This is a genomic window from Gilliamella sp. wkB7 (assembly GCF_001693435.1).
In the GTDB taxonomy this organism is placed as follows: Bacteria; Pseudomonadota; Gammaproteobacteria; order Enterobacterales; family Orbaceae; genus Gilliamella; species Gilliamella apicola_N.
On record NZ_CM004509.1, the window covers coordinates 2,666,027 to 2,687,982 of the forward strand.

The window sequence follows — 21,956 nt, forward strand, 5'->3', positions numbered from 1 at the left end:
CAACTCAATGGTGAATATTGTCATGTCTCGTATAGTAAAAGAAGCCCTCACGTTTGATGACGTGTTATTAGTTCCAGCTCATTCCACTGTATTACCGAACACCGCTGATATCAGTACGCAGCTTACCCAAACCATTAAACTAAATATTCCAATGCTTTCAGCAGCAATGGATACCGTTACTGAATCTGATTTAGCCATTGCACTTGCCCAAGAAGGTGGAATTGGTTTTATCCATAAAAATATGTCAATTGAAAACCAAGCTAATCATGTAAGACGAGTGAAAAAACATGAAAGCGGGATTGTACAAGATCCAGTAACTGTTTTACCAACAGCCACTATCAAACAAGTGACCGATTTAGCGAAAGAATATGGATTTGCTGGTTTTCCTGTTGTGACTGAGTCACAAGAATTAGTGGGAATTATTACTGCACGAGATGTTCGATTTGCAACTGACTTATCACTGCCCGTTACTGCGGTAATGACGCCGAAAGAACGTTTGGTTACGGTAAAAGAAGGTGAACAACGTGAAATTGTTTTAAAAAAAATGCACGAACATCGCGTCGAAAAAGTGTTAGTTGTTGATTCGAAATTTCATCTTAAAGGTATGATCACCGTCAAAGATTATAATAAAGCTGAACAAAAACCTAATGCATGTAAAGATGAAAAAGGGCGCTTGCGTGTGGGAGCCGCAGTGGGTGCGGGCGCAGGTAATGAAGAACGCATTGCCGCATTAGTTGAAGCGGGTGTCGATGTGTTATTAATTGATTCGTCGCATGGCCACTCTGAGGGTGTGTTAGAGCGTATTCGCCAAGCGCGAAAAGCCTATCCTGATCTACAAATTATCGGAGGTAATGTCGCTACAGCAGAAGGTGCTAAAGCACTCATTGATGCAGGCGTTAATGCCGTTAAAGTTGGGATAGGTCCAGGTTCAATTTGTACTACTCGCATTGTTACTGGCGTGGGTGTACCGCAAATTAGTGCAATTATGGATGCAGTTGAGATGGCACAAAAGCACAATATTCCAGTTATTGCCGATGGTGGCATTCGTTTTTCTGGAGATATTGCCAAAGCCATAGCTGCGGGTGCAGCCTGTGTTATGGTCGGTTCTATGTTTGCTGGCACTGAAGAAGCTCCTGGTGAAATTGAATTATTCCAAGGTCGAGCTTATAAATCTTATCGTGGTATGGGATCGCTTGGTGCTATGGCGAAAGGATCGTCCGATCGCTATTTCCAAACTGATAACGCTGCTGATAAACTCGTGCCAGAAGGCATCGAAGGGCGTATTGCTTATAAAGGTTTCTTAAAAGAAATCATCCACCAACAAATGGGAGGATTACGTTCTTGTATGGGATTAACCGGTTGTGCAACTATTGATGAATTACGCACTAAATCGAAATTTTATCGTATCACTGGCGCGGGTATGAAAGAAAGCCATGTACATGATGTTTTAATTACTAAAGAGCCACCTAACTATCGAGCTGGGGTATAATTTTAGTATATCTCTTTTCTAGGGTAGTTTGATTTTAGGCATTTTAAAATAGATATCGCTTATCATCATTAAAATTTATCGAAACTAAAGGGACTTCTTAAGTCCCTTTAATCAATGGTATCCCAACACCATACCTTTTATCTTTCTTTATTTTAACTATGATTCATACTTAAATCATGAATTGGAGATTAAAAAAATGAAACGGTATAGACTCCTGAATATTTTTTACAAAATTCCTTTTGATTCATAACATTGTCATTCAGTAAAAATTCTTTCGTTGCAATTGGTTTTGTGTATTTTGGATTGGTTACCATTGTAACTTAGGTTATTTCAACATCATCGTTTTAATGGATAACACTGACTAACTATTTAAAATATTTGATAGATATTGTCATTAAATAAATTTACAAATTTTATTTTGAAATTTAATTAACTTAATGTTTTTTGGAGTTATTTTTTTGCGTAAATAATTTGATCTGTAATCAAATTATCTATAAGATTAACTAATAATCAATATTTTATAATAATAAATGGGGATAGGAAATGAAAAAGTTATTAATTGTAGTAATTTCAACAGGTTTATTAATAGGTTGTAGTGATAAAACCATTGATGCTTCATCCTCAGAAAATCTGCAGAAATCGATTTCTGAAATGGTAAATGAGCTTCAAGATGATCAGTTACAATCATTTAATATTTCAATTGGTAGAATTATGATCAATTCAGCTATTGAAGCTGCAGGCGACGAGAAAAAGAAACAAGAGATTATCAAGAACAAAATTAATGGTAAAACGGTTTCAGAAGTTATTGAAATTGGTGCAAATGAAAAATTACCAGGAGAAGCAGGCTAAATATTTTGGAAATTTTTAATATTATAATATAGGTTAACCAACTGTTTGAACTATATTGATTTATTTTTTAAGAATAATAATTTAAAAATCGTTAAAATGAATAATTCATTAGTTACTATTAAATTTTAATTAGTAATAAGATAGTTTATAACACCCAATATAAGTTGCAATCTTTCTAAAATTATCCAAATTCTTTGTCAGGTTCTTTCATATCAATAAACACTTTATTGTTTCAATTCAAAAAATAATAATTCAATGAGCTCAGAATCATCTTTTTAATGGTCACTTTCATTACCAGAATTTCTAATAATTTTACTGAAAAAAATAATTAGAAATGTTTTTAAAACAAAAAAATAGCAGCCATAACGACTACTATTTTTTCTTTTTTTGGGGCTTAAATACCGTCATTGATATGGTTATTTTATTGCTTTGGCTACGATTTCTTGTGCTTCTTTCTGTAAAGTCGCTAAATGATCATTACTGATAAAGCTTTCAGCATAGATTTTATATGCATCTTCTGTACCTGATGGACGAGCGGCAAACCAACCATTTTCTGTGATAACTTTTAGTCCACCGATTGGTGCATTGTTAGCAGGGGCGGTGGTTAAGCACTGGGTTATTTTTTCTCCCCCGAGTTTGTCAGTAGTTAACTGGCTTGCATTAAGTTTAGATAGTTTTTGTTTTTCACTAAACGTTGCTGGTGCTTGAATTCGTCCATAATAAGATACCCCAAATTTGGCTTCAAGTTCTTGATATTGTTCTTGGGGATTTTTGCCGATCTTAGCTGTCATTTCAGCAGCAAGCAAACAAAGAATAATACCATCTTTATCTGTCGTCCAAACTTTGCCGTTAGTTCTTAAAAACGATGCACCCGCGCTTTCTTCACCAGCAAATCCTAATTTACCGTTATAAAGCGCATCAGCATACCATTTAAAACCCACTGGATACTCTAAGTATGTTTTATTAAGGCTATTTGCTACGCGATCTATCATTGAACTGGTAACCAATGTTTTACCAATAGCAATATCTTTGTGCCATTGCGGACGATTTTGGAAAAGATAGTTAACACAAGTTGAAAGATAAGCGTTAGGGTTCATTAATCCTTTAGGTGTTACAATACCATGACGGTCAGAATCCGTATCGTTACCAAATGCTAAATCAAACTTATCTTTTAACTCTAATAAACCCGCCATAGCCCATCGGCTAGAACAATCCATTCTGATAACTTCATCATGATCCAAATGCATAAAGCTAAAAGTTGAATCAATTTTATTGTTCACAATATTAAGGTTAATGCCATATTTTTCAGCAATACGCGGCCAATAAGTGATGCCCGCGCCACCTAATGGATCGACACCTATATTTAAATTTGAAGATTTAATTAATGCTAAATCTAAAATATTCTCCAAATCATTAACATAGTCTGTTTCATATTCTTTGGTATGAATATAAGATGAGTTAAGTGCTTTTTCTAACGTAACACGCTTTACACCATTAAGGTGATTTTTGAGTAATTCATTAGCGCGATTTTCAATCTGTTTCGTAATATCTGTATCAGCAGGCCCACCATTAGTAGGATTATATTTTATACCACCATCTTCAGGAGGATTATGTGAAGGTGTAATGACAATACCATCGGCAAGTTGTGATTGTTTATCTTGATTAAAAGTCAGAATAGCATGTGAAATAACTGGTGTAGGCGTATATCCCCAATCACGAGCGATAACCACCGTTTGCTCGTTTGCAACGAAAACTTCAAGAACAGATTTTAAAGCTAATTCAGACAGGGCATGTGTATCTTGGCCAATAAAACACGGACCAGTGACATTATTTACTTTACGGTATTCGGCTATTGCTTGAGCAACAGCTAAAATATGTGCCTCATTGAATGTGCCTTTATTTGCACTACCTCGATGACCTGAAGTGCCAAAAATCACTAATTGACTGGCATTTTCTGGGTTAGGACTAATTTGATAGTAATTATTTTTCAAAGTTTCAACGTCAATCAAATCGGCTGGTTTTGCTAATAATCCTGCTCGGCTGTGATTTGCCATTTTATACTCCTTTTTCGAAAATTTTATATCTACATCCAAATTTATATCTATGTTATCAATTATTGACTATTTAATACACATTTAGTGAATGTTTTATTTTGTTTGTGCTGAAAAAATATTGATAACTTGGTTTATCATACTTTCAGAAATGCCCATATCACTCATTATTGATTCTAGTATATACATTTTTCTAGCTGTATTGGTATTACTAATAACCCAATAAGGTGTTCCGATAACTTCGCGTGGTTTAGTATTTTTACCTGATGTTTCTAAAGATTTTTTATCTTTTGCTAAATATTGACGTTTACTACCATGTAAAGAAGTGGCTGCTATCGAAAAAAGGGCTGGATTATAGTTATAAAGTGCGCCAAGTAGTAATATAAAACGGCTGATGATTGACTTTTCATTAATAAACATATCACTATCTAATAAGTCATTAAATAATGTATATTGGGTTTCAGGTTGAGAAACCATGTTAGTTTTAGATTTAACTGGTTGATTGATTTTTAATAAACGTCGCAAAATACTGGATGCATCTTCACCAATATGTTTTGTTTGTGATGCGATAAAATGGTATAATTCTTCGTCAATTTCGATAGTTTTCATTATGTTAGTTATGCCTATTAAATTAATTTACTGGACTCATTTGCATTGCAAAGTTGTCGGGTTAATGTAAATTGTTGTTTACTTCATTAGACAAGCAAGTAGCATTTGTTGATTTCGCTATTGCTTTTTCAGTTGTCTGTTGTTGTTAGTTTATATTATGACAGGCGGATATCATAACTGATAATATTAAATGAAAAAATAACCGTTTCATATACTAATTGTATGGTAGATAAACTATTGAGCTGAGTATAACCCAACTTGATAATAAATAGTATTATCGTTTGATAAAATAATGAAAAGCATATTGTCGTTTTTGTAAAAGAATATTATGCTTAAAAAAGTATGAGCTAGCTCATGCTCAATAATATGAGGAATAAATTATGAAAAAAATTGTCACAGCAGCTATATTAGTTTCACTTCTCTCTGGTTGCACCAATAGTGATATATATTCAGGTGATGTTTATACAACTGATCAAGCAAAACAAGTTCAACAAGTTAGTTATGGTACTGTCGTATCTGTACGTCCAGTTAAAATTCAAGCCAACGCTACAAATGGTAAAAATGAAAACGTTGTCGGCTCACTAGGTGGAGCTGTGATTGGCGGTGTGTTAGGTAATACCATTGGTAATGGTACCGGTAGAGCGTTAGCTATTGCCACAGGCGCTATTGGTGGTGCAGTAATTGGCAGTGCAATTGAAGATAAAACTAGCCAAACAAATGCTGTCGAGTTAGAAATTGAGCGAGAAAGCGGTGGTAATATTGTTATCGTGCAAAAAGGCTCTCCTAATGAATTTTATGCAGGTCAACATGTTCGTTTAGTTAGTAATGGTAAACAAATAAGCGCATCTCCACGCTATGGTCGTTCCTATAATAATCAATAAGTTAACAACCATTAGTCTTAACTTTCGCTTGCTTAATAAGTGAGCGAAAGTTGAAGTTTAAATTTGAGTTATGCAACTAGCATAATAATCACTCTAAGTTAACAATTTTTACTTCTCTAAAAATTTCCCATTTCAATCCAATTTCTAATATAAATATAAAATATTTGCCTGTATAACCGCTAACAGATAAAATCTGGTGGTGTAGTTAACTATTAAAAGGAACAATAAAGCAATGCGTATATTACATACTATGATTCGAGTTGGAGATTTACAACGTGCTATTGATTTTTATACTCGTGTAATGGGAATGAAGCTATTAAGAACCAGTGAAAATACAGAATATAAATATTCTCTTGCATTTGTTGGTTATGGCGATGAAACCTCCAGTTCAGTTATAGAACTTACCTACAATTGGGGTGTAGAGCAATATAATCATGGTGATGCTTTTGGACATATTGCCATTGGTGTGGATGATGTTGCTAAAATGTGTAATGATGTAAAACAAGCGGGTGGTAAAGTTACACGTGAAGCAGGGCCAGTTAAAGGTGGTAAAACTATCATCGCTTTTATTGAAGATCCAGATGGTTATAAAATTGAGCTGATCCAAAATGATCAGGCGGATAAAGCATTAGGTAACTAATTTTATTTACTCATAAAATCGCCGATTCATATCGGCGATCGATTAATTTTTTACATCAACTTTTTTACATAACTAAGGTTTATAGTTTTGTAAAATTACTATTGTGACTCCTCTGCAACACTCTAATAATTAATGCAAATAATTATCTAACTTTATTTAGTGATTTAGTGCAGATCGATAATTAATTATTCAGCAAGCAATTCCTTGAGTAATTGTTGATTGGCTAAGGCTTGTTTTGGTTGCTCTAGACTGGCTGCGTTGATAATAGAATTTAATGCATTTAAAGAACATTCAAAATCATCATTAATGATAATGTAATCATATTCATTATAATGTGAAATTTCAGCTTGGGCTTTTTGCATTCTTTTATTAATAACAGTTGCATCATCTTGACCTCGTTTAATTAGGCGATTTTCAAGCTCTTTGAGTGATGGTGGTAAAATGAAAATGCTTTTTGCTTGTGGCATTTTTTCCCTTACTTGTTGTGCTCCTTGCCAATCAATATCTAAAAATACATTAATACCTTGTAACAAGCTCTGTTCAATCTCAGCTTTAGAGGTTCCATAATAGTTTTCAAACACATGAGCGTATTCTACAAATGCTTGCTCATCAATTAATGACTCAAAATGTTTGTGATCGACAAAATAGTAATGTGTGCCATGTAATTCTCCTGGTCTTGGATTACGCGTGGTATGAGAAATAGAAACTTTAGCGGGATGATGATCCTCTTGCTCTAAGTAAGCTCGAATTAAACTTGATTTACCTGCACCACTTGGCGCTGAGATAATAAATAGCGTTCCAGTATACATATATTTGATTGCCACTTTAATTAATATTAAGTTATTTTATTGTCATAAAGACGAGTTTGGCGATATTATAACAAACTTTAACGATAGTTTGTCTCATATTATTATGCAGACTATTTAGTTGGTATAAGTTTATGCTAAGTTAAGATTAATTAAAAAATATACTGAAACGTATGCTTAACCTGAAACTTTTTTACAAAAAAATTATAATTATTTATTAGTTGTACAGTTATTATATTAAGGAAAGAACATGTCATTAACATTTAAAGATGGTGTTTACGCTTGTATCCCAACTTTATTAGGTTACATTGGTATCGGTATTGCTGCTGGTGTTGTTGGCAAATCTGCACATCTATCTGTATTAGAAATCACTTTATTGGCCGTAATTATTTATGCTGGAGCTTCACAATTTATTGTTTCTGGATTAATGTTAGTTGCCACACCTATTTCAGCTATTATTTTTACCGTATTTTTAGTCAATTCTCGTCACTTTTTAATGAGTATGGCAACCGCACCGACTTTTCGAAAATACTCATTACTCAACAATATTGGGATTGGTAGCTTATTGACAGATGAGAGTTTTGCTGTGGCAATGAATGCAATTGCTAATAAAGAGCCTATTAATGCTGCATGGATGCATGGACTAAATTTAACCGCTTATATTACTTGGATTTTATCCTGTTTCATTGGCGCTCTAATTGGTGAGTGGTTACCCGATCCAACAAAATTTGGGTTAGATTACGCTTTAGTTGCTATGTTTATAGGGCTCTTGTATTTACAGTTAATTGGCGATAAAACTAAACTTTTAAGAAATCGAGTTATTGCGATGTTAACGGTTACTGTTTTATTGGTACTGTTATTACGATTTATTTCTTCTGAAATGGCTATACTTATCAGCACATTCGCAGGTTGTTTTATGGGCGTTGCAATGGAGCGTAAGGCATGACCACATATAGTTTATTAATTATTTTAGGGTGTGGACTTGTTACTTGGCTGCCGAGAGTAATTCCATTTATACTGGTACGAAAAGTGCAATTGCCTGAAATCGTTATCCGATTCTTATCTTATGTACCTTTATGTATTTTAACGGCCCTTTTTGTGCAAAATCTCTTTATAGCCAAACAAGGTGAATTCCCTGTTTTTAACATTGAGTATTGTTTAGCGGCTATACCAACTACATTGATTGCAATTTTGACTAAAAATTTAATGTGGATTGTCGTTGTTGGTATGTGCTCTATGGCGGTGATTCGGTATTTCTTGGTTTAATGATAAATAGGAACAAAAAAAGACAGGGCAGACGCCCTGTTTTTTATGTTCTTTCTTTCAATTCTAATTTGTTAATTGTTCTGAGGATTTTATCTGCTTCAGCCGTTTGCCCTAATTGATTAAGATAATTTGCCATCGCTCTTTTATAGGCAACATTATTAACAATCGCTTTAGGTTGTGAATTCCACCATTTTATTAAGGCTAATGGATCACTATCGGTTGATAATTGCTTAATACGACTTACATAGGCAACTTGTTTAAATTGGTCTAATTGCGACTCACTAAATGCTTCTGCTTTATACATAGCTGGCATAAGGTCAATGATTGCTTGATAATTTTTTGTATCATAATAGATTTGATCAGCAAGCCTTAACACTTCTGGATTACGAGGTTTTTCATTTAATAAAGTTTCAATTGTTGCTCGTGCTGCATCATATTCGCGGTTTTTAATTTGCAAACGGATTTGCACTAATTGAAAAGCAAATAATTCGTTCGGTTGACAATGTTTAGCTGCTTGTTCTAACGATTGATTAGCTGGAATCACTTCATCATTGTCAATTTGCGTTTGGGCAGCAAGTAAGAACGATAAAGCTGTATTGGTTGACGCTTTAGCACTCTTCATAAAAAATTTACTGGCTTGTTTATAGTCCCCTTCAAGTAATGAAAGCTGTGCTTGCTCAAGTCGTTTAGCTGATTTTCTAGGTGATTTTGAGCGCAACCAGTTGCCCAACATTGTTTTGGAATTAAAGATTTTCTCAAAGAACCAATAGCAAATATATAAACAAAGTAAACCCAGTAATTCTAAGATCACAAAGGATATAAATGACATACTGATTTTATAATTGGCGACCTCAAAAACGGCTGAGCCTTGATGACCCTGTAATAATGGCCCTAGAAAAAATCCACCCACTAGCACTAAGAAAATAATTAATATTTTAAGCATCATTATTCTCCTATTTTGCCATCATTAAATGAACACGAGTTTGCATCAGTTTTTCTAACTCACTGGCACTTTCGAGTTTGTTAGGTACAGATTGGTCACTAATGGATTGGTTGAGCAAATTGTCAAGGTCATCTAAGAAAGCTTTAACGCTTGGTGCGTTACTATCAAAATAAGCACTCACCCAAAGTAAAGCATCACTAAGTGCTCTTTGATAGATTAAATCTTGATGTCGAGGTACTGCTTGAGCAGCAATTAAAAGACGAAAACGAATATTTTCTCGAAGATAAAGTGATTGTTCTAAAGTCAATGGTTCTTTAAAAATTTGACATCTAAGCATCTGTTTTTCATCTAAGCCTGCTTTAGACAAACAGGTTTTAAAGTTATTTTCTTTTTCATCGAGGTTTTCGATGGTAATGAATTTAGCCATAAAGTTTTTTGTGTTAGTCAGTAAATTACTGGACCAATCTGAAATTGACGAAGTAATACTTTGCTTATCATTATGAGCCTTATCAGAATCAGCTCCCAAATTCATGCCTTGCGCGCTGGTCGTATGGGAATTTGACGGCTCTGTTTGGGTTGAGGCAACGGCATCATCATGTTGCGTCATGCCTAAATCTATTTGTTTATAATTACCAACTAAGGGGAGTTCATTGAGTGATTCAGAAAGTCCAACCAAATTCATGATAATGCCATCATAATCAATAAAACTCACCTGAGACAGTGAATTAATATCTTCAGTAATTGCCTGTCTTGCTGGTATTAAACTTGGATCATTTGCTTGTGCAAGACTTGCATCAGCATTTTTTAACAATAACCGAGCAGTCGCATAATCTTGCTCATTCCAGATTTTTCTACCAGCTAAATGCACTAAATAATTAGCTTGAGAAATTAGCCAGACACTGTAATTTGTTGCCGACATGGACGATAAGCGTTCATTAAGATTATAAATATTTTGCTCATTGAGTTTTGATGCATCATTAATCTGATTAGTTAACTGTTGTTGTGCTTTTTGTTGTTCAGTCAATTGATCATCAACTCGCTGCTCTAATGTTGCAAACTGTTGATTCTGTTTGTTTACCGCTTGCGTAATGTTGTTTTGTAAATCGTGAATAATACTATCTTTGGTGGTTTGCTTTAAATTAGCTAATTCTGTTTGTAAACTAGCAATCGTCTTTTTTTGGTTTTCAACTTGTGTATGACCGTGATAAAAAACAAAACCTCCAAGACCAAGAGTTAGCGCAATAGCTAAAAGGGATAGTTTTGATACGGGTGCTTTATTGACATTATTAGATGATGCAACTTTTTTTTCAACTGTTGGACTAGATTGGGCGGTTGTTGATGTTCTATTATCTTCTTTCATAGTCTTTTTCGCTTTATCTAAAGTAGTGATAGTGGAAGATTGGCTAAATGAAGAGGTGCTGATGGTAGAAAGTGTGGCATTGGCACCATAATATCGTAATGGCATAACTGACCTCATTTAGCATTGATATAATTAACAATATTATGACATAGAGTCATTATAGTTTTAAATAAAATTTGCTATTTGAATTAACAAACGACCATAATAACTTTTTTTAACCTAGCTTTGCTATTACTTTTAATAAATTAAAATTTTATTCAATAAAATTTTTTAAAATAAATAATCATCTTTACTATTACTATTTAAACGAATAAACGAAAAGTATTTTTCAACGTTATTAAATTTTTTATAACGGGGTAGGGAAGTGTTGTTTTACAGCATTAAAGACAGTTTGATTATCCGCACTATTTACTAATAAAACATTTTGCCATGTTAACTCTTTAGCTTTTGTAAAAATCCTTTGACTGGTTACCAGTAAACGACTTTGCTTTTTGTGTTCATCACTGCTATAGGATTCAAGTTGGTTTAGGTGCTCAATACTGGTAATAATAATGAGTTGTTGTGAGATATGCTCAGATAAGATATCAGGTTGGTAGATTATGGGAGTGCGAGAATAACACTCAATCAATTTTACTTTGGCTTGGCGAGACCTTAGCGTTTGTGCCAGTAAAGGTCGACTTGAATTACCACACAAGATTAAAATGTTTCGTTGTTTTACTGATTGTTGTTGAAGTAACACTAATAATCCTTCACTGTCTTCTCTATCAGGATAATTAACTTCAATTTCGGTGAATTGCTTAAATAATTGTGCAGATTTTTTGCCTATTGCAAAATAACTAATGTTTTTTGGCAAGGTCAAATTGGTAAAATACTGATTAATGACATGAGTTACTTGGGGGGAAACCACTATTACGATATCTTGGGGTAATAGTTGGTTTAACTGATGCTGTAACTGTAGAATGTCACGACCTTGTGAAATTTTAAAAAATGGCAAATGTTGCGCAGGTAGATTGGCTTGGTTAAATAACTCAGTTAATTTTTCACCTTCCGGAGAGGGTCTGGTTACTAAAATCATGCGTCTAATAATTCCGTTAGAATTAAATCTGCACCTTGATTTAATAACTGTTTAGCAAGCTTTTCACCTAAAGATTCGGCTTCGTTTATAAAACCTGTTATCTGTTGTTTAATTATTTTTGAACCGTCAACACGACCCACCAGACCTTGTAACACTAATTCATCATTATTCAGCCGGCAATAACCCGCAATAGGTACTTGGCATCCACCTTGTAAGACGTTATTCATTGTTCTTTCGGCTTGGATACAAGCTCGACTTTTTTTATCATCGAGAACTGAAATAATGTCCAATATTTGTTTATCGTCAGTGCGACTTTCAATGCCAATCGCGCCTTGTCCAACAGCGGGCAACATTAAATCTGTATCTATGTATTGAGTAATTCTGTGTTCTAAAGATAAACGTTTTAAACCGACTGACGCCAGAATTATGGCATCATATTGCCCATCATCCAATTTATTGAGACGTGTACCTACATTACCACGAAGATCTTTAATTATTAAATGGGGAAAATGACTGCGTAACTGACATTGGCGCCGTAAACTTGATGTACCAACAATTGCACCTTCAGGTAAATCATTTAGATTGATATATTTATTAGCAACAAATGCGTCTCGAACCTCATCTCTTTGGCAAATTGCTGCTAGCATCAAACCTTCAGGGAACTGAGCGGGAATGTCTTTAATTGAGTGAACCGCAATATCTGCTTCATTATTTAATATTGCTTGTTCTAACTGTTTAACAAAAAGACCTTTTCCACCAATTTTTGATAATGGACTATCAAGTATAATATCACCTTGAGTCACCATTGGAATAAGTTCAACCGTTAAATCTTTATGTGCTAATAATAGATTTTGTTTAACGAAATTAGCTTGCCATAACGCTAATGGGCTTTTCCTTGTTGCAATACGAATCTTCAATTCATTTTCCTAATTTTATAAATGAGGCTTTTTGTTTGGTTAACTCTGTTATTTTTATAGCGCTAAGGATGATTATTGATAATCAATCCTTAGCACAGTTGTTGTTATACTTAATGATCAGTAAACATTATAACTTATCGACAAAACTGGTCGCAAAACCAATATAATTAGCAGGTGTTAACTGTTTTAAACGTGCTTTTTCTTCCTCAGGTAGATCCAACGATTCAATAAACAGTTGCATACCTTGAGCATCGACACGTTTGCCGCGAGTTAGCTCTTTTAATTTTTCGTATGGTTTTTCAATGCCATAACGTCGCATCACAGTTTGTATCGGTTCGGCTAATACTTCCCAATTACGATTAAGTTCTTCAAGCAAATAGCTTTGATTTACTTCAAGTTTATTTAATCCTTTTAACGTTGATTGATAAGCAATAACGGCATAACCAATCCCAACACCTAGATTGCGTAAAACGGTTGAATCGGTAAGATCACGTTGCCAACGAGAAATTGGTAATTTACTGCCTAAATGGTTCATGATCGCGTTAGCAATGCCTAAGTTACCTTCTGAATTTTCAAAATCTATTGGATTGACTTTATGTGGCATTGTTGATGAACCAATTTCACCAGCAACGGTTTTTTGTTTAAAATGATTTAATGAAATATAGCCCCATACATCCCGATCGAAGTCAATTACAATGGTATTGAAACGGGCAACACAATCAAAAAACTCGGCAATATAGTCATGTGGTTCAATTTGTGTGGTATAAGGATTCCATTCTAATCCTAATGAGCAAACAAATTCTTCACTCAATTTATGCCAGTCCACCTGTGGATAAGCGACCATATGTGCATTGTAATTCCCAGTCGCGCCATTAATTTTACCTAAAATCTCAATCGATTGGAGTTGTTTAAATTGACGTTGCAGACGATAAGCAACATTGGCGAACTCTTTACCAATTGTTGATGGTGTTGCCGGTTGCCCATGTGTTCTAGAAAGTAACGGTAAATCTCGATACTCTTTTGCTTGTGAAGTGATTTTATCAATTAGTTGTTGCCAATAGGGTAGTAAGACCGTTTCTCTGGCTGTTTTTAGCATCAACGCATGCGATAAATTGTTAATATCTTCGGATGTGCAGGCAAAATGGATAAATTCATTGATAGCATGCAGTTCTTCGTTACTACTGACTTTTTCTTTTAAAAAATATTCAACCGCTTTCACATCGTGATTGGTGGTTCTTTCTATCTCTTTAATTCGCTGTGCATCTTGCTCATTAAAGTTTTCAATGATTTGATTCAGATGCTCAGTAGCTAATTGGCTTAATGCTGGAACTTCAGGAATATTTTCTTGGGATGCTAATTTTTGTAACCAACGGACTTCAACTTGAACGCGGTATTTTAATAAACCATATTCGCTAAAAATGGTACGTAATTGTGTTGTTTTCTCTCCATAACGGCCATCAATAGGCGAAAGGGCAGTAAGTGCAGATAATTCCATCGGTTTAACTCCGTTACTATTTTGAAATATCGAATATAAAATATACGTTAATAAGGTGTATTAATTGTTTGTAAAAGCTGTTGTGCTGCATCACAAATACGTTTGCGCTGAAACAAAAACTGTAAACGACTACCACCGACTTGATACCATAGGATGGCCGATCGAATACAGCCCAAAAGTGCAGTTCTGACTTTAGCCTGCACAAAAGCATTTTGTAGAAATTTGGCTTTACCCGTTATCTGTATTTTGGTGGATATAGGGCTGACAATATCAGAATAAATTCCAGCTAATGAATAGGATAAATCTTCAATATTATTACCAATTGTTTCATCACTTAAATCAGGATAAAGACTGGTAATGTGTTTTAATCGTTGATCTATCTTACTTAGTGAATCATTATTTTTTAGTAATTTACTGGTTATATTTAGAGAACTAAAAACATAACGCATTATTTCCATCTGTTCTTTTTGTCCAGATGAAAGTAGCTCAATAAGTGTTTGTAACCCAATTTTAATGTTGTAAATACCATTATAAACATCTAATGTTGTGTTGGGTGAGGTGATAAACACACTTTTTATCGAGCGTTCGTATAATGTACTATTGCAGATTCCTGAATTAGCTAATTGCGGAATTAATAATGCACTTTGCGCAACACCTGCAAGTGCAATTGCAATATGATGATATTTGCTGTCCATTTTACAACTCCTGTCTACCTATGATTCGCTCTTCAATGATGCCGCCACCAAGACACACTTCTCCTTGATAAAATACGGCTGATTGTCCTGGCGTTACTGCAGCAACAGGATGATTAAATATCACTTCAATTTTATCTTCTGATAAAGGATTAACTTGGCAAGCGATATCTTGCTGGCGATAACGTGTTTTAACGGTACATGTAAAAGGTTTGCTGACAACTTGACGATCAACCCAATGTAATTGGCTAGCAATTAATCCATCAGAAAATAATGCAGGATGATCATGTCCTTGCGCAACAATCAATTCATTATTTTGTAAATCTTTATCTACCACATACCAAGGTGTATCATCAGCTTGTTTTAAACCACCAATACCTAAGCCTTTACGCTGCCCTAATGTGTGATACATAAGCCCTTGATGTTTTCCAATTATTTCACCATCTACCGTACGAATTGCTCCGGCTTTTGCAGGTAAATAGCGCGCTAAAAAGTCACTGAATTTTCGTTCTCCAATAAAACAGATACCTGTAGAATCTTTTTTAGCCGCCGTTGCTAAACCTAATTGTTGAGCGATTTCACGTACTTTCGGTTTTTCCAGTTCACCTACTGGAAATAGGCTTTGCTTAATTTGGGCTTCACTTAGAGTGTAAAGAAAATAACTTTGGTCTTTATTGTTATCCACACCGCGCAATAATTCAACTTTGCCATTACTTTCACGTTTGCGTACATAATGACCTGTTGCGATATAATCTGCACCAAGATCTTCTGCTGCATATTCAAGAAAAGCTTTAAACTTGATCTCTTTATTACATAAGATATCTGGATTTGGCGTGCGACCTGCTTTATATTCAGATAAAAAATGTTCAAAAACATTATCCCAATATTCGGCTGCAAAATTGATAGTGTGTAATTTGATATTCAATTTATCACAAACGGCTTGAGCATCGGCTAAATCGACTGATGCGGAACAATACTCTTCGGTATCATCTTCTTCCCAATTTTTCATAAATAAGCCAACAACTTGGTAACCTTGTTGCTGTAATAGATAAGCCGAAACAGATGAGTCAACGCCGCCAGACATGCCGACAACAACTTTTTTGGGTGTATTTACATTTGACATAATAACAAAATAGTAGACTTAGAAATTATGGTAATTTTACCATACCTCAATTAAAAAGCATAAAGTTATACCCACAACAGTTTATTTAATCGTGACTGTTTTTTGCTAAAACATAGGATAACCTCAAATATTTTTACATTTTTTTAAACTGATTTTAAAGTTTATAAGAAAGGAAAAAAACGAATTAATAATTCTTTTAATAACTCAGTCGAATAATTAGCGACGGAGTTATTAAGATATTATATGTAGTTTTTTATTAAAAATCCTTTAATAAATAGATGACATGCCCAATAATTTCGAAATTCTGCGGCGAATTTTTATCAATCAAAATCGTTGGGTACTTAGGATTATCACACAATAAAGCTAAATTAGTTCCTTGATTTTGTATTCGTTTAACACAAATTTGGTCATCATATTGTACAGCATAAAGATAACCATCAATCGGTTTACAATATGCTTTATTAATGATCAAAATATCATGATTGGATATAGTCGGATCCATACTGTCACCTTTAGCCCAAATCGCAGTTAAATCCTCAGTTTTACAGCCTTGATTTTTAATCAATTTTACTTCAAAGGGGATAGAATTAATTTGTGATAATGGATTGACATTCTTAGTTAAGTCATGAAAAGGAATACGAATTGATTCTGTACCTAAAGAATCATTAAGTAAACGACATTCTCCTTTTCCTGTCGCTAACCATTCAATAGGCACATCACATTTTTGGGCAATGATTGCTAATCGATTTAAAGATGGATAGGTTTTACCAGATAAATAATCTCGAATTACAGCTTCTGACATGCCAACTTTTTTGGCAAAAGCATTACCGGATAGTCCTTCTAATAATAAAGTTAATCTATTTTTAAAATTTATTACGCCTGTTTTTGTCAAAATACTCGTTTTTTCGTGCTCATTAAGCGTTTTAAAATTGTTTTCTTTCATTTTTTATTCCATTTTATAGATTTTTTTTGTTTTTATGGTTTTGTTTCGTTTTTTTATGTGTTATCCTTTTTGTGGTAACATTATACCACTTAGTATTGTAATGCCGATAATCATTACAATAGCAAAGAATTAACCTGAAGAGGATCTCATAATGAGCGAACAAGATCAAGATTGGTCACCATCAAGAGTTGTCGGTGAAATTAAAATTAGAGGTGGAAACTTAAGAGCACTATCAAGATCAAGTGGCTTACAAGCTGATACTTTGAGAAATGCTTTATATCGACATTGCCCTAAATATGAACGAATTATTGCTGAATACTTACAAGTTTCTGTTGAAACTATTTGGCCTTCACGTTATAGCATTCAAGCAAAATAATTATTTTTGATACTATATCAATTTAAATTCTTCCTTAAAAAAGACGCCTTTTCAGGCGTCATTATTTTATTTTTTTGCTTGTTCTGCTGCACGAACAATTGCTGCAAAAGCATCTGCTTTAAGGGATGCACCGCCCACTAAAGCACCATCAATATCTGGTTGTGTAAATAATTCTGCTGCATTTTTATCATTTACTGAGCCACCATATTGAATAATTACTTGTTCTGCAACTTTAGCATCTTGTTTTGCAATATGATCACGGATGAATTTATGAACAGCTTGAGCCTGGGCTGGAGTTGCAGACTTGCCAGTACCAATAGCCCAAACTGGCTCATAAGCAATTACTGCACCGTTGAATGCTTCAACACCTAATGCATTTATTACAGCATCAATTTGACGTGCACATACTGATTGAGTTTGACCTGCTTCATTTTCAGCTTCAGTTTCACCGATACAAAGAACTGGTACTAAACCAGATTCTTTTAATACACCAAATTTTTTGGCAATAAACTCATCTGACTCTTTGTGGTAAGTACGACGTTCTGAATGACCAATAATTACATGAGTGACACCCACTTCCTTTAACATTGTCGCTGATACTTCACCTGTATAAGCGCCAGACAGGTTAACATCTACATCTTGGGCACCTAAAATAATATTAGAACCACCTAATTGATGTTTAACAAAGTCTAAATAAACTACTGGCGGGGCAATAGCAATATCACACGCAGCTTCTGTCGATAGTTCTTTTCTTAAACCCTCAACTAAATTTTTAGCCATATCAATACTACCATTGAGTTTCCAGTTACCCATAACGAGAGGTTTTCGCATAATTTTCTCCAACTTAAGTTTTAAAAAGGTGTTGATTTTAGAATGAATTCGTTATAATGAGGAGTATTATACATCAAATAATTTGAACTTGAGGAAAAATATGACATTAGAAATTTTAAATCAGTTAGAAAATAAAATTCAGCATACTGTTAATACTATTACGACATTACAAAACGAAATTGCTACTTTAAAGCAAGGCAATCAAGAATTAGAACAGTTGATCAATGACAGTTCAGACGAAATGAAAGCATTACGCGAAGAAAATGAAAAGCTCAAACAAGATCAACAAGTTTGGCAGCAACGTATCCAAACTTTATTAACCAAAATAGGTGAAATAACACAATAAATCACGCTATTTATAAACGCGGCTTATCTTGCGATTGTTTTTTATTTCATTAATAGAATTGTGAAAATTAACTATAATGCGAGAAGAGTTAAAATCGTTGTGGATTGCTCAGACTATTCATCTAATTGAAAAAGAATCTGGGCGATTTGCTGATCAAGATATTAATCGACAAGTAAGAGTGACTCAAACGTCACTGATTAATCGTATTGTTATGCGTGCGGTTATGCTATCAAAACAAAATGGTTTGTATGCAGCGCAAAAAAATTTATTAAGAGCAATAAACCTTTCCTTTTTCATATTTATTTTTCTTTCTATTATTTGTGGTGCATCATTGGCTTTTAGTACATTAAGTCAAAATCCAATTAATTTGTATTGGGCGCTTTTTAGTTTACTAGGTCTTCATTTAGTCACTTTATTTATCTGGTTAGTCTCCTCTTTTTTGTTTACTAATTTAGGTGGTAGCTTTTTAGTTTATTGCTGGTTATGGTTAGCAAGAAAGTTCTCCCAAAAAAAGACGGTACAACAGCTTATTCCTGCTTTTATTGAGTTATTTGGTGGGCGTATTCGTTGGTTAATTGGATTTGTACTTAATCTTTTTTGGACAGTAATATTAAGTAGTGCCTTAATAGTGATTATTGCCTTATTTTCAACAAAACATTATAGTTTTGAATGGAAAACAACATTACTTAGCTCAGATACAATTATTAGCCTAACTCATTATTTAGGTTGGTTACCCTCGAAAATAGGGTTTATGATTCCTGATGATAATATTATCAGATTAAGTGAACACGCGCTAAATGCTGGAGAAATACGTTCTGCTTGGGCAATTTGGTTGCTCGGTGTTTTCATCGTTTATGGTTTAGTGATTCGATTTTTATGTATGATAATTTGCGGGATTAATTGGTTGGTAAGTTGTCGACGAATTAAATTCAATACCCAACATCCTGATTATCAATTATTAGCAAATGATCTACAACCTATATTGTTTCATGTTGAAGATGAAGATAATAAAGATAACGTTAAATTTGAACAATCAATTTCGCATTTGACTCAAGAGGGCATAGGTACTTTCTTGGTGGCAATTGATGTGCAAGAAGAGTGGAATCCACCAAATTCAGTAACCTTTTTAGGTTTTTTAAATACGCGTGAACAGCGCCGTAAAATTCTTGACTATTTACAATTAACACCTGCCAAAAAGTTATTAATCGCGATTGATACTGATAGGGCACCCGATCGGGGTATGTTAAATTTTATTAATCAACTGACAAGTAAATCGCAACAAAGTCGGATCTGGTTTATCAATCAAGGCAAACAATTTAATAATTGGCAAGCGTTATCGTTACAATCAGCTTTACCAACGTGGTTAGGCGAGGAATTTTAACATGTTAACGACATTGAAATTAGCTGTGGTTGGGCATGCAAATGTAGGAAAAACATCATTATTACGCACCTTAATTCGCAATAGTAACTTTGGTGATGTATCAGATAAACCAGGCACAACAAGACATGTCGAATCAATTACCTTACCTGTTGATAACCAAAACACCATCATTTTTTATGATACACCAGGTTTAGAAGATAGCTTGGCACTGTATGATTACATTGATCAATTAATACCTGCTAACAATAAACTTGATGGTATTGATAAATTAACATTTTTTTTACATAGCCCAGAAGCCGAAAATACCTTTGATCAAGAAGCTAAAGTAATCAGACAATTATTGAAAAGTGATGCAGCTATCTATGTAATCGACGTACGTGAGCCTGTTTTAGATAAATATCATGATGAATTAGCTATTTTAGCCAGTGGAGCCAAACCAATATTAGCGGTATTAAATTTTACCGCTAGTGAGCAGCAAAATGAAAATGAATGGAAAATATTACTTTCTCGGATCGGTATTCATGCTATCATACGGTTCGATGCAATCGTGCCGCCCATAGATGGTGAAGAGCGATTGTATAAAAGTTTATCGTTGCTAATTGAGCCAGCAAAATTGATCTTAGATCAATGGCTAACTAAAATTACGCAAATGCGTGAAACTCGCAATAAAAAGGCTAATTTGATTATTGCTAAAGCTTTAGTTGATGTAACAGCTTTTTACAAAATGGCCAAATCTGATGATAAACAGGCCATTGTTGATATGCAAAATCAAGTAAGAAAGCGGGAACAGTTGGCAATAAATGAGCTGTTAAAACTCTTTCAGTTTAATTCAGCTTTAGAAAGTGAAGAATGTTTGCCTTTGTTAAAAGGTCGTTATAATGCAGATCTATTTAATATAGATACCCTAACCACAATGGGCATGCATTTGACGAAAGGTTTTGTGTCAGGTGCTACAATTGGTGCAAGTATTGATTTAGTTACCGGAGGCATTACGCTTGGTTCTGCAACGCTCATTGGCGGTGCTGTCGGTAGTTTAGTGCAAACAGCCAAGCATTATGGTTCTAGAATGCGATATCAGCTTTCTGGTTATAATAAATTAAGTGTTGATGATGTTATTATTTGTTACCTTTCTTTACGACTTGTTAGTCTAAGAGAGAGTTTAAATCATCGCAGCCATGCGAACACTTGCCCCATTAAATTGTCTAAGTTAGAGACTCAAGAATGGAAAAAAGGCGTGTTACCTAAAAGTTTGAAAGTAGCTAGGCGTTATTCGCATTGGTCGACGTTAAATAAAGGAACAAAAAGAAATGACAAAAAAAGACAATCGACAATTGAAAATGTTGCCGAACAACTTTTTTAGTATAAAAAAGCGTTTTCTCATAACATTGCTGTTTTCTATGTTTATGTCATTCGGTTGTAGCAGTACAACAACCGCTACTGTGAATACTGGTTATGGTGCCAAATCGGCAAAAGTGACTAAACAAGATGCGCAGATGTTAGCCAAAATTGATTCCCATTATAAAAAATGGTATAAAACACCCTATCGTTATGGTGGTATGACTTTAGATGGGAGTGATTGTTCTGGTTTAGTTGTTAATTTTTTCAAAAATAAACTTTCTAAAACTGTACCAAGAAGTGCTGCTGAACAAGCTCAATTAGGTTATAAAGTGACTAAACCTAAACCAGGTGATTTAGTATTTTTCAAAACAGGTCGAAGCGGCAGTGGTCTACATGTCGGCATTTATTATGCAGATGGTAAATTTTTACACGCTTCAACATCAAAAGGTGTAATTTATTCAAATTTAAATGATGACTATTGGAAAAAACGTTACTGGATGACGCGACGAGTGACTGGAGGTTAATTTAGAAATCTGGTTGTCTAT

General features: G+C 34.2%; 23 protein-coding genes. 11 read left to right on the forward strand and 12 right to left on the reverse strand.

Features of this window, described 5'->3' with window-relative positions:
• Nucleotides 1–22 precede the first annotated feature (22 nt).
• Together guaB and A9G17_RS11750 are read left to right on the forward strand one after the other, a co-directional pair.
• Nucleotides 23–1,489, forward strand: coding sequence for an IMP dehydrogenase (guaB, locus tag A9G17_RS11745; RefSeq protein WP_065738866.1), 1,467 nt, complete (start codon nucleotides 23–25; stop codon nucleotides 1,487–1,489).
• 543 nt (nucleotides 1,490–2,032) lie between these two features.
• Nucleotides 2,033–2,338: a DUF6694 family lipoprotein gene (locus A9G17_RS11750; protein WP_065738867.1), complete on the forward strand. Its 306-nt coding sequence runs from the start codon at nucleotides 2,033–2,035 to the stop codon at nucleotides 2,336–2,338.
• Between the two features lie 416 nt (nucleotides 2,339–2,754).
• Here the strand turns inward: A9G17_RS11750 and pgm are convergent, their stop codons facing one another.
• The gene (pgm, locus tag A9G17_RS11755; protein WP_065738868.1) at nucleotides 2,755–4,392 is read right to left on the reverse strand and encodes a phosphoglucomutase (alpha-D-glucose-1,6-bisphosphate-dependent); all 1,638 of its coding nucleotides are present in this window, start codon (nucleotides 4,390–4,392) and stop codon (nucleotides 2,755–2,757) included.
• 93 nt (nucleotides 4,393–4,485) lie between these two features.
• Nucleotides 4,486–4,998 (reverse strand): hypothetical protein, encoded by a 513-nt coding sequence (locus tag A9G17_RS11760; protein ID WP_065738869.1) that lies wholly within the window; start codon nucleotides 4,996–4,998, stop codon nucleotides 4,486–4,488.
• 377 nt (nucleotides 4,999–5,375) lie between these two features.
• On the opposite strand from A9G17_RS11760, the gene A9G17_RS11765 reads away from it, so the two are divergent.
• Nucleotides 5,376–5,879, forward strand: a complete 504-nt coding sequence (locus A9G17_RS11765) for an outer membrane lipoprotein (RefSeq protein ID WP_065738870.1) — start codon at nucleotides 5,376–5,378, stop codon at nucleotides 5,877–5,879.
• Nucleotides 5,880–6,111: 232 nt separating this feature from the next.
• On the forward strand, nucleotides 6,112–6,519 hold the full coding sequence (gene gloA, locus A9G17_RS11770; RefSeq protein ID WP_065738871.1) for a lactoylglutathione lyase: 408 nt from the start codon (nucleotides 6,112–6,114) through the stop codon (nucleotides 6,517–6,519).
• A gap of 185 nt (nucleotides 6,520–6,704) precedes the next feature.
• Here gloA and gmk read toward each other — a convergent pair whose 3' ends face one another.
• Complete coding sequence (gmk, locus tag A9G17_RS11775; protein WP_065738872.1) at nucleotides 6,705–7,328, reverse strand: guanylate kinase; 624 nt, start codon at nucleotides 7,326–7,328, stop codon at nucleotides 6,705–6,707.
• A 247-nt stretch (nucleotides 7,329–7,575) separates the two neighbouring features.
• Here gmk and A9G17_RS11780 point away from each other — a divergent pair, with 247 nt between their 5' ends.
• Both A9G17_RS11780 and A9G17_RS11785 read left to right on the forward strand, forming a co-directional pair.
• A complete protein-coding gene (locus A9G17_RS11780; protein ID WP_065738873.1) occupies nucleotides 7,576–8,271 on the forward strand; it encodes an AzlC family ABC transporter permease in 696 nt (231 codons plus the stop codon).
• Entirely contained in the window at nucleotides 8,268–8,591 is a 324-nt protein-coding gene (locus A9G17_RS11785) for an AzlD domain-containing protein (RefSeq protein ID WP_065738874.1), read from the forward strand. Before A9G17_RS11780 ends, A9G17_RS11785 begins: the two co-directional genes overlap by 4 nt.
• A gap of 43 nt (nucleotides 8,592–8,634) precedes the next feature.
• Here the strand turns inward: A9G17_RS11785 and A9G17_RS11790 are convergent, their stop codons facing one another.
• From A9G17_RS11790 to A9G17_RS11825, 8 genes are all read right to left on the reverse strand, one after another.
• Entirely contained in the window at nucleotides 8,635–9,534 is a 900-nt protein-coding gene (locus A9G17_RS11790) for a heme biosynthesis HemY N-terminal domain-containing protein (RefSeq protein ID WP_065738875.1), read from the reverse strand.
• Nucleotides 9,535–9,544: 10 nt separating this feature from the next.
• Nucleotides 9,545–10,999 carry a uroporphyrinogen-III C-methyltransferase gene (locus tag A9G17_RS11795; RefSeq protein WP_065738876.1) on the reverse strand — a complete coding sequence of 485 codons (1,455 nt, stop codon included), beginning with the start codon at nucleotides 10,997–10,999 and terminating at the stop codon, nucleotides 9,545–9,547.
• 241 nt (nucleotides 11,000–11,240) lie between these two features.
• On the reverse strand, nucleotides 11,241–11,969 hold the full coding sequence (locus tag A9G17_RS11800) for a uroporphyrinogen-III synthase (RefSeq protein ID WP_065738877.1): 729 nt from the start codon (nucleotides 11,967–11,969) through the stop codon (nucleotides 11,241–11,243).
• Complete coding sequence (gene hemC, locus A9G17_RS11805; protein ID WP_065738878.1) at nucleotides 11,966–12,886, reverse strand: hydroxymethylbilane synthase; 921 nt, start codon at nucleotides 12,884–12,886, stop codon at nucleotides 11,966–11,968. Before hemC ends, A9G17_RS11800 begins: the two co-directional genes overlap by 4 nt.
• Before the next feature lie 127 nt (nucleotides 12,887–13,013).
• Nucleotides 13,014–14,381: an adenylosuccinate lyase gene (gene purB, locus A9G17_RS11810; RefSeq protein ID WP_065738879.1), complete on the reverse strand. Its 1,368-nt coding sequence runs from the start codon at nucleotides 14,379–14,381 to the stop codon at nucleotides 13,014–13,016.
• Nucleotides 14,382–14,428: 47 nt separating this feature from the next.
• On the reverse strand, nucleotides 14,429–15,076 hold the full coding sequence (gene hflD, locus A9G17_RS11815; RefSeq protein WP_065738880.1) for a high frequency lysogenization protein HflD: 648 nt from the start codon (nucleotides 15,074–15,076) through the stop codon (nucleotides 14,429–14,431).
• Nucleotide 15,077: 1 nt separating this feature from the next.
• Entirely contained in the window at nucleotides 15,078–16,196 is a 1,119-nt protein-coding gene (gene mnmA, locus A9G17_RS11820; protein WP_065738881.1) for a tRNA 2-thiouridine(34) synthase MnmA, read from the reverse strand.
• A 256-nt stretch (nucleotides 16,197–16,452) separates the two neighbouring features.
• Nucleotides 16,453–17,139: a LexA family transcriptional regulator gene (locus tag A9G17_RS11825; protein ID WP_065738882.1), complete on the reverse strand. Its 687-nt coding sequence runs from the start codon at nucleotides 17,137–17,139 to the stop codon at nucleotides 16,453–16,455.
• A gap of 151 nt (nucleotides 17,140–17,290) precedes the next feature.
• On the opposite strand from A9G17_RS11825, the gene A9G17_RS11830 reads away from it, so the two are divergent.
• Nucleotides 17,291–17,515 carry a helix-turn-helix domain-containing protein gene (locus A9G17_RS11830; protein ID WP_038517432.1) on the forward strand — a complete coding sequence of 75 codons (225 nt, stop codon included), beginning with the start codon at nucleotides 17,291–17,293 and terminating at the stop codon, nucleotides 17,513–17,515.
• Between the two features lie 66 nt (nucleotides 17,516–17,581).
• Here the strand turns inward: A9G17_RS11830 and tpiA are convergent, their stop codons facing one another.
• Complete coding sequence (gene tpiA, locus A9G17_RS11835; RefSeq protein WP_065738883.1) at nucleotides 17,582–18,346, reverse strand: triose-phosphate isomerase; 765 nt, start codon at nucleotides 18,344–18,346, stop codon at nucleotides 17,582–17,584.
• Nucleotides 18,347–18,446: 100 nt separating this feature from the next.
• On the opposite strand from tpiA, the gene zapB reads away from it, so the two are divergent.
• The 4 genes from zapB (at nucleotide 18,447) to A9G17_RS11855 (ending at nucleotide 21,935) form a co-directional block, all read left to right on the forward strand.
• Nucleotides 18,447–18,692: a cell division protein ZapB gene (zapB, locus tag A9G17_RS11840; protein WP_065738884.1), complete on the forward strand. Its 246-nt coding sequence runs from the start codon at nucleotides 18,447–18,449 to the stop codon at nucleotides 18,690–18,692.
• Nucleotides 18,693–18,768: 76 nt separating this feature from the next.
• Complete coding sequence (locus A9G17_RS11845) at nucleotides 18,769–20,073, forward strand: DUF2868 domain-containing protein (RefSeq protein ID WP_065738885.1); 1,305 nt, start codon at nucleotides 18,769–18,771, stop codon at nucleotides 20,071–20,073.
• A gap of 1 nt (nucleotide 20,074) precedes the next feature.
• Nucleotides 20,075–21,433, forward strand: coding sequence for a DUF3482 domain-containing protein (locus A9G17_RS11850; RefSeq protein WP_065738886.1), 1,359 nt, complete (start codon nucleotides 20,075–20,077; stop codon nucleotides 21,431–21,433).
• A complete protein-coding gene (locus A9G17_RS11855) occupies nucleotides 21,381–21,935 on the forward strand; it encodes a C40 family peptidase (RefSeq protein WP_086308644.1) in 555 nt (184 codons plus the stop codon). The genes A9G17_RS11850 and A9G17_RS11855 overlap by 53 nt, the downstream gene beginning before the upstream one ends.
• The last annotated feature ends 21 nt before the right edge of the window (nucleotides 21,936–21,956 follow it).

Coding starts and splice junctions, on each gene's coding strand:
- guaB (WP_065738866.1), top strand. CDS start 23: ATGTCTCGTATAGTAAAAGAAGCCCTCACGTTTGATGACGTGTTATTA.
- A9G17_RS11750 (WP_065738867.1), top strand. CDS start 2,033: ATGAAAAAGTTATTAATTGTAGTAATTTCAACAGGTTTATTAATAGGT.
- pgm (WP_065738868.1), bottom strand. CDS start 4,392: ATGGCAAATCACAGCCGAGCAGGATTATTAGCAAAACCAGCCGATTTG.
- A9G17_RS11760 (WP_065738869.1), bottom strand. CDS start 4,998: ATGAAAACTATCGAAATTGACGAAGAATTATACCATTTTATCGCATCA.
- gloA (WP_065738871.1), top strand. CDS start 6,112: ATGCGTATATTACATACTATGATTCGAGTTGGAGATTTACAACGTGCT.
- gmk (WP_065738872.1), bottom strand. CDS start 7,328: ATGTATACTGGAACGCTATTTATTATCTCAGCGCCAAGTGGTGCAGGT.
- A9G17_RS11780 (WP_065738873.1), top strand. CDS start 7,576: ATGTCATTAACATTTAAAGATGGTGTTTACGCTTGTATCCCAACTTTA.
- A9G17_RS11785 (WP_065738874.1), top strand. CDS start 8,268: ATGACCACATATAGTTTATTAATTATTTTAGGGTGTGGACTTGTTACT.
- A9G17_RS11790 (WP_065738875.1), bottom strand. CDS start 9,534: ATGCTTAAAATATTAATTATTTTCTTAGTGCTAGTGGGTGGATTTTTT.
- A9G17_RS11795 (WP_065738876.1), bottom strand. CDS start 10,999: ATGCCATTACGATATTATGGTGCCAATGCCACACTTTCTACCATCAGC.
- A9G17_RS11800 (WP_065738877.1), bottom strand. CDS start 11,969: ATGATTTTAGTAACCAGACCCTCTCCGGAAGGTGAAAAATTAACTGAG.
- purB (WP_065738879.1), bottom strand. CDS start 14,381: ATGGAATTATCTGCACTTACTGCCCTTTCGCCTATTGATGGCCGTTAT.
- hflD (WP_065738880.1), bottom strand. CDS start 15,076: ATGGACAGCAAATATCATCATATTGCAATTGCACTTGCAGGTGTTGCG.
- mnmA (WP_065738881.1), bottom strand. CDS start 16,196: ATGTCAAATGTAAATACACCCAAAAAAGTTGTTGTCGGCATGTCTGGC.
- A9G17_RS11825 (WP_065738882.1), bottom strand. CDS start 17,139: ATGAAAGAAAACAATTTTAAAACGCTTAATGAGCACGAAAAAACGAGT.
- A9G17_RS11830 (WP_038517432.1), top strand. CDS start 17,291: ATGAGCGAACAAGATCAAGATTGGTCACCATCAAGAGTTGTCGGTGAA.
- tpiA (WP_065738883.1), bottom strand. CDS start 18,346: ATGCGAAAACCTCTCGTTATGGGTAACTGGAAACTCAATGGTAGTATT.
- zapB (WP_065738884.1), top strand. CDS start 18,447: ATGACATTAGAAATTTTAAATCAGTTAGAAAATAAAATTCAGCATACT.
- A9G17_RS11845 (WP_065738885.1), top strand. CDS start 18,769: ATGCGAGAAGAGTTAAAATCGTTGTGGATTGCTCAGACTATTCATCTA.
- A9G17_RS11850 (WP_065738886.1), top strand. CDS start 20,075: ATGTTAACGACATTGAAATTAGCTGTGGTTGGGCATGCAAATGTAGGA.
- A9G17_RS11855 (WP_086308644.1), top strand. CDS start 21,381: ATGACAAAAAAAGACAATCGACAATTGAAAATGTTGCCGAACAACTTT.